This is a genomic window from Vagococcus coleopterorum (assembly GCF_011303955.1).
Classification (GTDB): Bacteria; Bacillota; Bacilli; order Lactobacillales; family Vagococcaceae; genus Vagococcus_D; species Vagococcus_D coleopterorum.
In genome coordinates this window covers 1302670-1316319 of record NZ_CP049886.1, presented here as the reverse complement: position 1 = coordinate 1316319, position 13650 = coordinate 1302670, and the positions used below count along the sequence as shown (strand labels likewise).

Genomic DNA, 13650 nt, shown 5'->3' with positions numbered 1-13650 from the left:
AAACAGAAGCCTTTAGGCTTCTGTTTTTTTGTATTTAACTTGATACCAAATGTATAATCCGATGAACCATAAGGGGCTAATCATAAGTGATAAACGTGTATCAGGTAAAATTGCCAGGATAACAATAATCAACAGTAAGAATGCTAAAGAAGCATAGTTTGAATAGGGTGCGAAAGGCATTCTGAATTTACCACGTTCTTTTGTTTGTTGAACGTATTTTAAATGACAGATAACAATGATTGCCCAAATATATAAGAAACAAACGGTCGAGATACCAGCTACTAAACTAAAAGCTCCTTCGGGAATTAAATAGTTTAAAACAACTGTTGAACCAACAACAAGTGTTGAAAAGAATAAAGCTTTTGAAGGAGTATTGCGGCTTGATAAATCTTTGAAGCCTTTTGCGGCATGACCGTTACTAGATAAACCGTAAAGCATACGGCTAGTACTGAATAGCGCGCTGTTACCGGCTGATAAGGCAGAACTTAAAACAACAAAGTTAATAATGCTGGCTGCTCCTAAAATACCAATTGTTGAGAAAACTGTAACGAATGGGCTCTCCGCTGGATTAATAGTGTTCCATGGTTGGATACTCATAATAATAGCTAGCGATCCAATATAGAATAAAAGAATTCGAATCGGGATATTATTAATAGCTTTTGGAATCACTTTTTCAGGATTTTTTGTTTCACCAGCAGTTAATCCAACAAGCTCCACACCTGTGAATGAGAAGACTGCTAATTGGAAAGCTAAGATAAACCCTGAGAAACCGTTGGGGAAGAAACCACCATGTTTATAGATGTTGCTGAATGACGCAGTTCCTAAATCAGTTGTAAATTGAGTAGCAATCATGAATAATCCCACAGCGATTAAAGCAACAATGGCAATGATTTTGATTAATGCTAACCAGAACTCGATTTCACCGAAAAGTTTAACCGATGTTAAGTTAAGTAGCAATAATCCGATTAAAACGACTAGGGCAGGAATCCATTGATCTAAATTGGGGAACCAATATTTAGTATAAATACCGACTGCTGTTAAGTCTGACATCGCCACACTGATCCAACAGAACCAATACGTCCAACCAGTGATAAAGGCTGTTCTTTGACCTAGGTATTGGTTGGCTAAATCTACGAATGAGTGACAGTCTAGATTAGAGAGTAGTAACTCTCCTAAGCCTCTCATAATTAAAAAAATAAATGCTCCAACAATTAAATAAACTAATAGAATGGAAGGTCCGGCCAATTCAATTGATTTACCTGATGCTAAGAATAAACCAGTACCGATAGCTCCTCCGATTGAAATGAGTTGGACATGACGATTACTTAATCCACGTTCTAATGACATATAAACATCCTTTCTTACACATAAACTAAAATCTTATTTTATTAGTATACCGTAAGAATAATGAGAAAACAATTAAAATGAAAAGTGGTATTGAAAATATAAAAAGCCTTCCATTTCATATGGATAGGCTTTTTATATTTTCTATTTAATTAATTCCGCCAGAGTCAAGGTGTAGATTTCCATATTTTTCATCAAATCGTCTACAGTCATCCATTCGTTTTTGTTGTGCGCAATTCCTTTTTGACCAGGGAAAGATGGTCCAAATGCAATAATGTTAGGCATTGATCGAGCGTAAGTAGCTCCAGTTGTTGTAACGGGTGTACCGTCTAAACCAGTACATGTTTCATAGATGTCACTCATGATGTTAATCATTGGATGCGTTTTATCGAAAACAGTTGATGCCATTCGACGTGTCACGTTAATTTCACTATTTTGGAATAAGTTTTCTGTAATCGCAGAAATAACATCTTCCTCAGTTGCTGAGATAGGGTAGCGAATTGAAATTGATAAGATAGCTTGATTATTTTCTAGTTTTAATTCATAGGGTGTTAACTGAAGTGAACCAGAATCTTCATCTGAGAAGGTAGCTCCAACACCTTCACCTGAATGTTTATCATGGAAGCTAGTTGCCAACCAACTCATGTACTCGTGAAGTTCACCAGTTAACAACTCTTCTGTTTGATCTTTTAGAGCGAATAGAGTGATAACATTTTCACCCATTTCAGGTGCATTACTAGGAGCACGTTTTCCAGATAGTTCAACGATTGAACCGTTTGAAAGTTCAACTTTCAATGTGTCGGGTACGCTACTACGATCAAAGTTTCCAGAAAACTCTTTAACTTGTGATAGTGAATTATCAGAGAAGGTTGTGACGATATCAAAACCGACAACTCCGCGTTCACCATAAACAGCAGGGTATTTGCAGTCAGGTGTATAACCATAAGCGGGAGCTTTTTCAGCAGCTAAGTACATTGGAATATCAGCAGATCCACTTTCCTCATCTGATCCAAACACGATTCGAACTGTTTTGTTATTCTTAATACCTAGTTCTTTTAAAACAGATAAAGCGTATAAGTTACTCATAATAGGACCTTTATTATCAAGGACACCGCGACCATATAAAATACCATCGTCTTCAGTTAAATCAAATGGTTCATAATCCCAGCCAGTACCTTCTGTTACGACATCTAAATGACCGACTACACCAATGTAATCCTCATTGTCATTTCCCCACTGGGCGTAGCCCATAGCGTTGTTAACCATTTTTGTTTCAAATCCCATACTTTTAGCAATCTCTAAAGCTTTTAAAACAGCATCTTTCGCGCCTTGACCAAAAGGGGCGCCGTCGACTTCTTTAGCTTTCACGCTATTGATTTGCATGACAGATTTTAGACCAGTAAAAAAATCACCTTTTCTATTATAGACAGCCTCTTTGATTAATTGTTGTTGTTCATTCATCATGTAGTCTCCTTCAGAGTTTGTTTATTGATTTCTTTGTAAGATATTTTTGAAGATATATTTATCTGAGCGGTAGTATGAATTATCAATTAAAATTGGTCCGCCTTGGACAGAGTAGGTAGTTGTGTTAACTAATAAAATAGGTGAGCGGTGTTCAATTTCCAACAATTCCGATGAGGTACGAGAAACTAGCTCAGCACTGACTTCTTGTTGCGAGTAACCAATTAAAATTTGTTTTTCAATAACTTCAAAAATTGAATCATTTTCAAAATCAATCGAGTTGATATCGCCTAAAAATTTTTTAGGGATATGTAAATTCTCGATAACAAGTGGTTCATCGTTAGCATAGCGAACGCGTTTGATATAGATGACAGATTCATTTTTTTCTAATTGCAGTCTTTCGACAATATCTTGTTCTGGCAAATAAATCTCATTCATTTCAATTAATTTGGTAGTAGGAGTCATCCCTAAATTGCGGATACTTTCTGAAAAGCCAGCTAATCCCATTGCGCCACTTTGGATTTTACTTTGCTCAACCACGTAAGTTCCGTGGTTTTTTTGTTTGATTAAAACATTTCGTGCAATTAAATAGTCAATTGCTTTACGAATCGTTAAGCGGCTGACTTGAAATGTTTCAGCCAGCTCATATTCAGTTGGAAGTCGTTCGCCTCCAGCTAATGATCCAGATTTAATATCTTTTAAAAGTTCCTCAGCAATCTTCTTATATATAGGAAGAGTTTTATTGTTCAAGGTAGTGCTCCTTTCAGAATTTTGAGAATGTAATCGTTTTCCTTAAGTAGTTATATTTATTAGTATATACCTTTGTATATAAATAAACAAGGCTTATATATCAGTGTTTTTATATATGTCGTTTATCATTTTACATACAATATTAATAAAATATAAAATAAAGTATATACAATATCAAGAAAATGTTGTAAACTGTGTGTAAGCGGTTACGAATTATTAAGGAGGAATTAAGATGGATCAACAAATGATGGCATTTCAAATTATTGCCAAAGCGGGTGATGCTTTTTCAAAACAAATGGAAGCGTTAACAGAAGCTAAAAAAGGCGAATTTGAACGTGCAACAGAATTAGTTCGAGAAGGGAAAGATGATTTAACAGCAGCGCATCATGTCCAAACTGAAATTTTGACAGCGGAAGCACAAGGTGTAGAAATGCAAATTACACCAATCGTAGTGCATGCTCAAGATCATTTAACTAAAGCAATCATCGGTGATTTCTTTGTCAAAGAGTTAATTGGAATGCAAAAACAAATTAATGAGTTGAAAAAATAATACTTGTTTGTAGGATTGATAGAAAGAGAGTGTAAGACTTATGTGGGGAATTATTGCAACATGGCGCATGGCGCATGATGGTATCGTTGCTGCATCAGAACAGTTGAAAAATTCTGGAAAAGCAGGCGATGCTGCAGAAACTTGTATCAAAATGGTTGAGGACTATCCATATTATAAATCTGTTGGTTACGGCGGTTTACCAAATGAAGAAGGTATCTTAGAGATGGATGCTGCTTACATGGACGGTGACACTTTTAAAATTGGTGGTGTTGCTGGAATTGTTGATGTAGCGAATCCGGTATCGGTAGCACGTTCATTGAGTGATCACAAATTTAATAGTTTCAGAGTTGGAAATGGGGCAACTAAGTTTGCTCAATTAGAAGGCTTTGAACGTAAGAATATGATGACTGAACGCTCTAAAAAAATGTACGACCTACGATTGGAAGAAATGAAAGAAAAGGGTTTAAGTGCTTACGATGGTCACGATACTATTGGTGCTGTCAGCTTAGATCAAAGTGGTAGCATGGTTGCGGCAACATCAAGTTCAGGCTTGTTTATGAAAAAAGCTGGACGTGTTGGTGATTCACCGTTATCTGGTTCAGGTTTCTACGTCGATAGTGAAATTGGTGGAGCAGCTGCGACTGGGTTAGGTGAAGATTTAATGAAAGGTTGCCTAAGCTATGAAATCGTCCGTTTGATGGGCGAAGGAATGCATCCCCAAGAGGCTGCTGATAAAGCAATGTATAGCTTCCACCATAAATTAACAAAACGCTATGGTAAAGCAGGGGCATTTTCTTTAGTTGCAATGAACAATAAAGGGGACTGGGGCGTAGCTACTAACGTTGAATTCACTTTCTCAGTTGCCAATGACAAAGAAGAGCCGGCAATCTATATTGCACAAATGGGTGATGACGATAAAACAATTATCGAACCGATTACTCAAGAGTGGTTAGATGCTTATGAAAAACGGATTAAAACACCTATCGATCAATTAGGTAAATAATTGGCTTTAATCGTTCAACGTAGTTGGACTTAAAAAATAATTTTTAAGGAGTGTTTGGAACATGAAGAAGAAAATTTATTTATTTTGTAGTCAAGGTATGTCAACAAGCATGCTAGCTCGTAAAATGCAAGAGGTAGCAGATGCTAACAATATGCCGGTTATCGTGGAAGCGCATGCTCACGGTACATTGGATGAGAAAATCAAGACTGAACATCCAGATGTTATTTTACTTGGTCCACAAGTTAAATATTTATATAACGAAACTGTAGAACAGTTTGGTGATTATGGTGCTCCAATCGAAGTGATTAGTTCTGAGGACTATGGTGTTATGGATGGGGCAAAAGTTCTGAAGATGGCTCTTGTTGCTTTAAAAAACAATAAAAAATAATATTTTAGGAGGAGAAAGAAATGTTTGATAAGTTAGAAAAAGTTTTAATGCCGATGGCAGACAAGCTTGGTAAAAACAAGGTTTTGCTTGCAATTAGAGATGGTTTCTTGATAACAACACCATTAATCATTGTAGCTTCATTGTTCTTATTATTTGCGAATTTTCCGATTACAGGTTGGTCAGAGTTTTGGGCCGGTATGTTTGGTGAAGGCTGGGAGTCATGGTTTACAAATGTTTCCCGTCCAGTATTTGAAATGGTTGGTTTCTTATCTTGTTTTGGTACAGCTTATGCTTATGGGCGTCAGCTTGAAGGGGATGCAATTCAAAGTGCCGGAATTGGTATGATTGCTTTCTTAATATTAACACCAACTCGTATTTTCTTTGATGGTGTTCCAGCTGTTGAAGGTGGAGATGTCGCTGGTGGTCTAAGTTTCTTATACTTAGGTTCACAAGGTATTTTCTTAGGGTTATTCGTTTCAATTATTGCTGTATGGCTATTTAACTGGGTATATCGTCGCGGTTGGACTATTAAAATGCCAGATGGTGTTCCGCCTGCAGTGAGTCAGTCTTTCGAAGCATTAATTCCAAGTGCTGTAGTAATGTTATTATTCTTCTTTATCCGTATTGGATTCGAATTTACACCATATGAAACAGTTCATAATTTTATTTATTCAGTACTACAAACACCGTTAAAAGGTGCTGGTAATACATTGACTGCGCAATTAATTTATGGTGTTGCTACGACAGTGTTCTGGTTCTTTGGTATTAATGGACCTGCAGTTGCTAACTCTGTATTCGGACCAATCACAAAAGTTTTAACAATGGAAAACTTAGAAGCGTTCCAAAATGGTACTGATTTGCCAAATATCTTCACAGATCCATTTTCTAACTTCTTCACTAACTGGGGTGGTGGTGGTAGTACACTATCATTAGTTATCGTTATGATTCTATTCTGTAACTCAAAACGAATTAAACAATTAGGTAAACTTGCTTTAGTACCAGGTATTTTCGGAATCAACGAACCGATTATTTTTGGTTTGCCAATCGTTTTAAATCCGATTATTATTATTCCGTTTATTTTAGTACCACAAGTTAACTTGATTCTATCAACAATTGCAACTAACTTAGGTTGGATTCCGTATACAACAGGTGTAGCCTTACCTTGGACAACACCAATTGGTTTCTCAGGTTACTTATCAACAGGTAGTTTGTTTGCTGCTGTTTGGCAGATTGGTTTGTTAATCTTAGGTTGTGCAATGTACTATCCATTTATTAAGATTTTAGATAAAAAATATTTAGAAGAAGAAGCTTCAGCTGTTGCTGTTGAAGAAGAAGAAATTTCATTTGATGATATCTCATTTGATGATTTATAGGAGAGATTGATATGAAAGTAGTTATGATTTTTGACCAAACTCAAGCAGGATTAGGCGGGAAAGAAAATCCGATGTTGCCATTAGGTGGTAAAAACATGGTGATAGGTTCTGCTAATATGCTAGATCCGTATTTAAAGAAAAATGACATGCAAATTGCAGCTTGTTTATATTGTGGTGATGGCTTCTTTGAGGCAAATAAAGAAGAAGTGACTAAAAAAATGGCTGCAATGTGCAAGAAAATAGGTGCAGACGCAGTGTTATGTGGCCCAGCATTTAATTACGAAGGTTATGGTGAAATGTGTGCACATGTAGGTGAGTTCATTGAACAACATGTTGGTATTCCGACAGTTGCGGCAATGTCAAAAGAATGTGCATCGACAATTGAAGCTTTTAAAGATAAAGTAAACATTATTGATATGCCTAAAAAAGGTGGTATCGGTTTAACTGAGTCGTTATCAGCTATGTGCGAATTGGCTAAAATGAAAGTTGACGGTGTAGATACAACAGCATTTGTTGAAGCTCACTGTTACTAGTACTTAGATAACTTGGAGCTCTTAGTTAATCGTTAGATTGCTAAGAGCTTTTCGTTTAAAATCAAGGAGGTATAATATGAATACGTTAGAGTTATTAAAAAAATATACAGAAGTTAGTGGTATTTCTGGTAACGAAAAAAATGTGTCTAATCTATTAAAAGCTGAGTATGAAAAAATGTGTGATGAGGTAATTTATGATAATTTAGGTTCGATTTTTGGTGTTAAAAAAAGCGCGAAAAAAAATGCTCCAAAAGTTATGATTGCCGGTCACATGGATGAAGCAGGATTTATAGTAAGAGAGTTGTTAGATAATGGTTTAGTGAAATGTTTAGGTTTAGGCAAACACCACAAAAATGCCTTATTAGGTGCGGAGATTAAATTAGAAACTAGAACGGGTAAGGTGTTTCCTGGAACGATTGTTAGTTTAGATGACAAAGGGACAGTTCTTAACGATGAAGGTGATGTTTTAATTGATTTAGGAGCTGAATCTAAAGAAGAGTTATTATCTTTAGGACTAACTTTCGGTGATAGTGCTTCATTCAAACGAGATATGTCAGTTTCTCCAAATGGCAATCGTATATTCGCTAAAGCAATCAACGGTCGTTACGGTTGTGTTTTAGGTCTTGAATTATTAGACGCGGTTAAAGGTGAAGAGTTGGATTTTGACTTGTACGTCGGTGCGACTGTTCAAGAGGAAGTTGGATTACGAGGTGCTCAAACAGCTACGCAAATGATTAAACCTGATTTAGCTGTATGTTTAGACACTCTAGATGCTCTAGAAAACAAAGTAGAGTTCGATAAACAAGGCTTTCTTGGGAAAGGCATGCTAATTACATACTATGATAAAGTGATGCTTCCTAATCGCAAACTTGTTTCTGATTTGAAAGAGATTTGCAAGGAAAATGATATTCTTAGCCAACACTATTTCTCTATGGGGGATTCTGATGCTGGTTGGATTCATAAGTTAGTTTTAGGAACACCAACTTTATTTGGTAATATTCCAGTGCGTAATATTAATACATCTTCATCTGTGATGGACATTCGTGATTATAATGCTGCTAAGGAATCGCTGACGATTTTTATTAAAGGGTTAAATCCTGAATCTATTCAAGGTTATAAAGAAGAAAATAGATAATGCGAGAAAGGAGGTTGCGTGAAATGGAACAACCTTATGGAAATGTTGATTTAGAACTACTTAAAGAGTTAAGCGAACAGGGAGCGATAGGATCTTGCGAAAGACATGTTAGTCGTATTGTTAAAAAGCATCTAGAACCTATAGTTGACGAAATCACTTATGATAATTTTGGCTCTATTATTTGTAAAAAAACAGGAAGTGAGTCTGGACCGAAAATTATGATTTCATCACACATGGATGAGGTTGGGTTTATGGTTCGTTCAATTGATGAACAAGGATTTATTAATCTTTTACCTATAGGCGGCTGGTGGGGGCATGTTATGCCCGCTCAAGAAATGAAGGTGACTACTGAATCTGGTGATGAATTTATAGGTATAGTTGGCTGTCGAGCGCCCCACGGTATGTCAGCGGATGCGAAAAGTAAAGTTATTAATCCGATGGAACTTTATTTAGATATGGGTGTCAGCTGTAAGGGTGAAATTGAAGAGTTGGGAATTGACGTTGGCGATATGATTACTCCGAATTCTGATTTTCGTGTAATGGCTAACCCTAATTATCTTTCAGGTAAAGCATGGGATGATAGAATTTGTGTTGGGGTTGGAATCGATGTTATTCGTCAACTTCAAGATAAGGAACATGAATCACAAGTTTACATGGTTGGCTCAACACAAGAAGAAGTTGGGATACGTGGAGCCCGTGCGGCTGTACATCAAATAAAACCGGACGTAGCAATTGCATTAGATGTTACTACGAGTTTTGATACACCGTTAGATAATGGTGGTGGAATGGCATTGGGGAATGGAGCTATTCTGTCGGTTTTAGATGGATTAACAATCGCGAACAGAGGGCTTTTAGAGCATATGGAAAAACTAGGGATGAGTTTAAAGTTAGATTTGAACTATGACTTCATGACAATTGGCGGGACTGACGCATGTAATATTCATAAAGCGATGGATGGTGTTGTTACAATGACATTATCATTACCAACTCGCTATATGCATTCGTCTCATCTGATTATTCACCGTAAAGACTATTGGCAAACTGTTGAATTGTTAACTGAATTTTGTCGTAGTTTAACCCATGAGCAACTTGAAGATATAAAAAAATCATTCTTAGGTCAATAATATGTTTCAATAATTTCGAACATGTGTGCTAGACTATAACTATTAAAAGATGGAGTGTTAAAATGCAATCAAATAGAATTTTAAAAAATGCGTTCAAATTTGCTGGAATATTCTTTTTAATCAAATTAGGCAGTCAGAGTGTCTTTAATTTTTCTGACACTAAAGCGCTGTTTGTGGATATCACTTCATCAACAAATGGTTTTGGTCGAGGATTCTTAATGTTGATTTCTGTACTAATAGGCTATGTGATAGTTAGTTTGATATTTGCTTTAATAATGCTAGTATTCATGAAACTATATTCATGGCTAGATAAACGTAAAAAAGAAAAAATAATTAAATAATTATAAAAAAGGTGCAGATCATAGTCCGGCACCTTTTTTATTTGTTAAGACTTTATTAAGTGGAAGTTCTTAAAAATCATGTGTTCCGAGACACTAGTGTATAATAATAGTAATAGAGTGGCATATCGGAGGAATTAGATGTTTAAGAATAAAGTAAACAAACCAAAAGTGAAGAATAATTCAGTAGCTATTGTTAGGCAGTTGCTAAAGATACCAGGAGTTAAAGTGAAGCGTGATCAATACTTATTAGAAACTTTTTCTAAGCAAGTTAAAACAAGAGAGGCTAAGATGCGTTTGTTGGAAGAAGGACCTGTGTCGATGTTCTCTCAAACTGAGATTGATCAGATTGCTAAGAGATGTGTTATAGATGCAACTCATAAAGCAACAATGATGTCTTTTGTCACAGGTTTACCTGGAGGATTAGCAATATTAGGTACATTGCCAGCAGATATGATTCAAGTTTATGCGAGCACTTTGAAGATGGCCCAAGAACTTTCTTACCTATATGGCGCAGAAGATATTTGGCAAAGTCATAAAGAAATTGACAATGAGGCAGAGGATAAATTAATTGTTTATTTAGGAGTCATGTTAGGCGTTAACACTGCAGCTTCGGCAACGCGTTTATTATCAAGTACAGTGACTAAAGTTTTGATGGAGCAAGGTTCGCAACAATTGTCACATCAGGTCGCTAAAAAAGTACTGAAAGTAATTGGGATAAAATCAAGTAAAAAAGGATTATCTAAAGGAATGGCAAAAGCGATTCCGCTTGCAGGTGGCGTGATTTCTGGTAGCTTGACATACTTCGGTGTGAAACCGATGGGCTTACGGTTGCAAGCCGTATTAAGTGAAGGAGCTTATTCTTATAACAGGAAATCAATTTTAGATGATATTCAGGTAGTTGAGTCTGATAACGAAACAATTACTTCGGAGAATAAGTTTAGTATTAATTTGGAAAGTATGAGCGAGCGCTTTGATTCAGCGAAACGATTATTTGATAAGGGATTGATTAGTAAAGAAGATTTAATTAACTTAAAAGATAAACTTATTAAATGATAGTAAGTAAGGATGATTTCTTGAAACGAATCAAGAAAAGTAGTATCATTAATTAACTAATAAAGGAGGGTGAGTTATGGAAAAGAAATTAGCTGAAGCGTTACAACAACTAAAAGCATCTGATATCCGAATCACACCACAACGACAAGCGGTTTTAGAATTTCTAATTAATAGTCATGCTCATCCGACTGCAGATGATATTTATAAAGGATTAGTAGATAAGTTTCCAGGAATGAGCGTAGCGACCGTTTATAATAACCTACGCTTGTTTACAAAAATTGGGTTCGTTCAAGAGATGGCCTATGGCGATGCCTCAAGTCGATTTGATTTCTCGTCACAAAAGCATTACCATGCCATTTGTGAATCCTGTGGTAAAATCGTCGATACTTATTACCCAGGTTTAGATGATGTTGAAACGGCTGCTGAGCAGTTGACTGGTTTTAAGATAAACGAGCATCGGATGGAACTTTACGGTATTTGTCCAGATTGTCAGTAATATCTATTAATATAGTAGAAAGTAGTTAATCAGATTAGATTAGCTGCTTTTTTTTGTTTCTTTTTTGGACAGTAAAAATAACTTTAAATATTTTTTAGAAATATCCTAGAAATATTGTTGACAGAGTCAACTAATCTTGTTATTATGATTAAGTCGCTAAGGCACAGCCCGAACGACAGAATAGACCTTTGAAAACTGAACAAAGTAAGACGAACCAAACGTGTAGGATGTTGTTCTCATTAGTTGAGACAACAAACTAAATTTTAACGTTTTTTATAAAAACGTAAGTGAAGTAACATTCGCTAGCAAACAACAAATGAGCTGTTTCGTAAGAAACAATCAAAACTTTTATTGAGAGTTTGATCCTGGCTCAGGACGAACGCTGGCGGCGTGCCTAATACATGCAAGTCGAACGCTTCTCCGAACCGGTGCTTGCACCAGTTCATATGAGAAGAGTGGCGGACGGGTGAGTAACACGTGGGTAACCTGCCCTTCAGCGGGGGATAACATTTGGAAACAGATGCTAATACCGCATAATTGGTTTCACCGCATGGTGGAACTATGAAAGACGCTTTACGGTGTCACTGAAGGATGGACCCGCGCTGCATTAGTTAGTTGGTGAGGTAATAGCTCACCAAGACCGTGATGCATAGCCGACCTGAGAGGGTGATCGGCCACACTGGGACTGAGACACGGCCCAGACTCCTACGGGAGGCAGCAGTAGGGAATCTTCGGCAATGGACGAAAGTCTGACCGAGCAACGCCGCGTGAGTGAAGAAGGTTTTCGGATCGTAAAACTCTGTTGTTAGAGAAGAACAAGTGGGAGAGTAACTGTTCCCGCCTTGACGGTATCTAACCAGAAAGCCACGGCTAACTACGTGCCAGCAGCCGCGGTAATACGTAGGTGGCAAGCGTTGTCCGGATTTATTGGGCGTAAAGCGAGCGCAGGCGGTTCTTTAAGTCTGATGTGAAAGCCCCCGGCTCAACCGGGGAGGGTCATTGGAAACTGGGGAACTTGAGTGCAGAAGAGGAGAGTGGAATTCCATGTGTAGCGGTGAAATGCGTAGATATATGGAGGAACACCAGTGGCGAAGGCGACTCTCTGGTCTGTAACTGACGCTGAGGCTCGAAAGCGTGGGGAGCAAACAGGATTAGATACCCTGGTAGTCCACGCCGTAAACGATGAGTGCTAAGTGTTGGAGGGTTTCCGCCCTTCAGTGCTGCAGTTAACGCATTAAGCACTCCGCCTGGGGAGTACGACCGCAAGGTTGAAACTCAAAGGAATTGACGGGGGCCCGCACAAGCGGTGGAGCATGTGGTTTAATTCGAAGCAACGCGAAGAACCTTACCAGGTCTTGACATCCTTTGACCACTCTAGAGATAGAGCTTTCCCTTCGGGGACAAAGTGACAGGTGGTGCATGGTTGTCGTCAGCTCGTGTCGTGAGATGTTGGGTTAAGTCCCGCAACGAGCGCAACCCCTATTGTTAGTTGCCATCATTAAGTTGGGCACTCTAGCGAGACTGCCGGTGACAAACCGGAGGAAGGTGGGGATGACGTCAAATCATCATGCCCCTTATGACCTGGGCTACACACGTGCTACAATGGATGGTACAACGAGTCGCAAGGTCGCGAGGCCAAGCTAATCTCTTAAAGCCATTCTCAGTTCGGATTGTAGGCTGCAACTCGCCTACATGAAGCCGGAATCGCTAGTAATCGCGGATCAGAACGCCGCGGTGAATACGTTCCCGGGCCTTGTACACACCGCCCGTCACACCACGAGAGTTTGTAACACCCGAAGTCGGTGAGGTAACCTTTTGGAGCCAGCCGCCTAAGGTGGGATAGATGATTGGGGTGAAGTCGTAACAAGGTAGCCGTATCGGAAGGTGCGGCTGGATCACCTCCTTTCTAAGGAATATAACGGAATCCTACAGGTTCGTTCTTACTTTGCTCAGTTTTGAGAGGTCTACTCTCAAACATTTGCTCATTGAAAACTGGATAGTTAAAGAAATTAATCAAAACAAACCGAGAACACCGCGTTGTGATAGTACTTTAGTACTATTCATAAGAGTTTTTAAACAAAGTTCAAAACGCTGTTTAA

Annotated in this window: 13 protein-coding genes and 1 rRNA gene; 11 read left to right on the top strand and 3 right to left on the bottom strand. The window is 37.9% G+C overall.

Annotation, left to right across the window (positions count from 1 at the left end; genetic code table 11):
• Window positions 1–12 precede the first annotated feature (12 nt).
• The 3 genes from G7081_RS06600 to G7081_RS06590 form a co-directional block, all read right to left on the bottom strand.
• The gene (locus tag G7081_RS06600) at window positions 13–1347 is read right to left on the bottom strand and encodes an amino acid permease (protein WP_166008144.1); all 1335 of its coding nucleotides are present in this window, start codon (window positions 1345–1347) and stop codon (window positions 13–15) included.
• Window positions 1348–1488: 141 nt separating this feature from the next.
• On the bottom strand, window positions 1489–2808 hold the full coding sequence (locus G7081_RS06595) for a Sapep family Mn(2+)-dependent dipeptidase (RefSeq protein ID WP_202982263.1): 1320 nt from the start codon (window positions 2806–2808) through the stop codon (window positions 1489–1491).
• 21 nt (window positions 2809–2829) lie between these two features.
• On the bottom strand, window positions 2830–3555 hold the full coding sequence (locus tag G7081_RS06590; RefSeq protein ID WP_166008142.1) for a GntR family transcriptional regulator, LSA1692 subfamily: 726 nt from the start codon (window positions 3553–3555) through the stop codon (window positions 2830–2832).
• Between the two features lie 232 nt (window positions 3556–3787).
• Between G7081_RS06590 and G7081_RS06585 the strand changes: the two genes are divergently transcribed.
• The 11 genes from G7081_RS06585 to G7081_RS06535 all read left to right on the top strand — a co-directional run bounded on the left by G7081_RS06585 (window position 3788) and on the right by G7081_RS06535 (window position 13457).
• Complete coding sequence (locus tag G7081_RS06585; protein WP_166008141.1) at window positions 3788–4105, top strand: PTS lactose/cellobiose transporter subunit IIA; 318 nt, start codon at window positions 3788–3790, stop codon at window positions 4103–4105.
• Between the two features lie 40 nt (window positions 4106–4145).
• The gene (locus tag G7081_RS06580; RefSeq protein ID WP_166008140.1) at window positions 4146–5108 is read left to right on the top strand and encodes a glycosylasparaginase; all 963 of its coding nucleotides are present in this window, start codon (window positions 4146–4148) and stop codon (window positions 5106–5108) included.
• Between the two features lie 61 nt (window positions 5109–5169).
• On the top strand, window positions 5170–5496 hold the full coding sequence (locus G7081_RS06575) for a PTS sugar transporter subunit IIB (protein WP_166008139.1): 327 nt from the start codon (window positions 5170–5172) through the stop codon (window positions 5494–5496).
• A gap of 20 nt (window positions 5497–5516) precedes the next feature.
• Window positions 5517–6869, top strand: a complete 1353-nt coding sequence (locus tag G7081_RS06570) for a PTS sugar transporter subunit IIC (RefSeq protein ID WP_166008138.1) — start codon at window positions 5517–5519, stop codon at window positions 6867–6869.
• Between the two features lie 11 nt (window positions 6870–6880).
• Window positions 6881–7402: a GrdB-related putative oxidoreductase gene (locus G7081_RS06565; RefSeq protein WP_166008137.1), complete on the top strand. Its 522-nt coding sequence runs from the start codon at window positions 6881–6883 to the stop codon at window positions 7400–7402.
• A gap of 76 nt (window positions 7403–7478) precedes the next feature.
• On the top strand, window positions 7479–8537 hold the full coding sequence (locus G7081_RS06560) for a M42 family metallopeptidase (RefSeq protein WP_166008136.1): 1059 nt from the start codon (window positions 7479–7481) through the stop codon (window positions 8535–8537).
• Window positions 8538–8560: 23 nt separating this feature from the next.
• Window positions 8561–9661 (top strand): M42 family metallopeptidase, encoded by a 1101-nt coding sequence (locus G7081_RS06555; protein WP_166008135.1) that lies wholly within the window; start codon window positions 8561–8563, stop codon window positions 9659–9661.
• A gap of 62 nt (window positions 9662–9723) precedes the next feature.
• Window positions 9724–10002, top strand: a complete 279-nt coding sequence (locus G7081_RS06550) for a hypothetical protein (protein ID WP_166008134.1) — start codon at window positions 9724–9726, stop codon at window positions 10000–10002.
• A gap of 138 nt (window positions 10003–10140) precedes the next feature.
• Complete coding sequence (locus G7081_RS06545) at window positions 10141–11055, top strand: hypothetical protein (RefSeq protein WP_166008133.1); 915 nt, start codon at window positions 10141–10143, stop codon at window positions 11053–11055.
• 76 nt (window positions 11056–11131) lie between these two features.
• Window positions 11132–11551 carry a peroxide-responsive transcriptional repressor PerR gene (perR, locus tag G7081_RS06540; RefSeq protein ID WP_166008132.1) on the top strand — a complete coding sequence of 140 codons (420 nt, stop codon included), beginning with the start codon at window positions 11132–11134 and terminating at the stop codon, window positions 11549–11551.
• Window positions 11552–11898: 347 nt separating this feature from the next.
• Window positions 11899–13457: ribosomal RNA gene (locus G7081_RS06535) — 16S ribosomal RNA — on the top strand.
• Window positions 13458–13650: the final 193 nt, after the last annotated feature.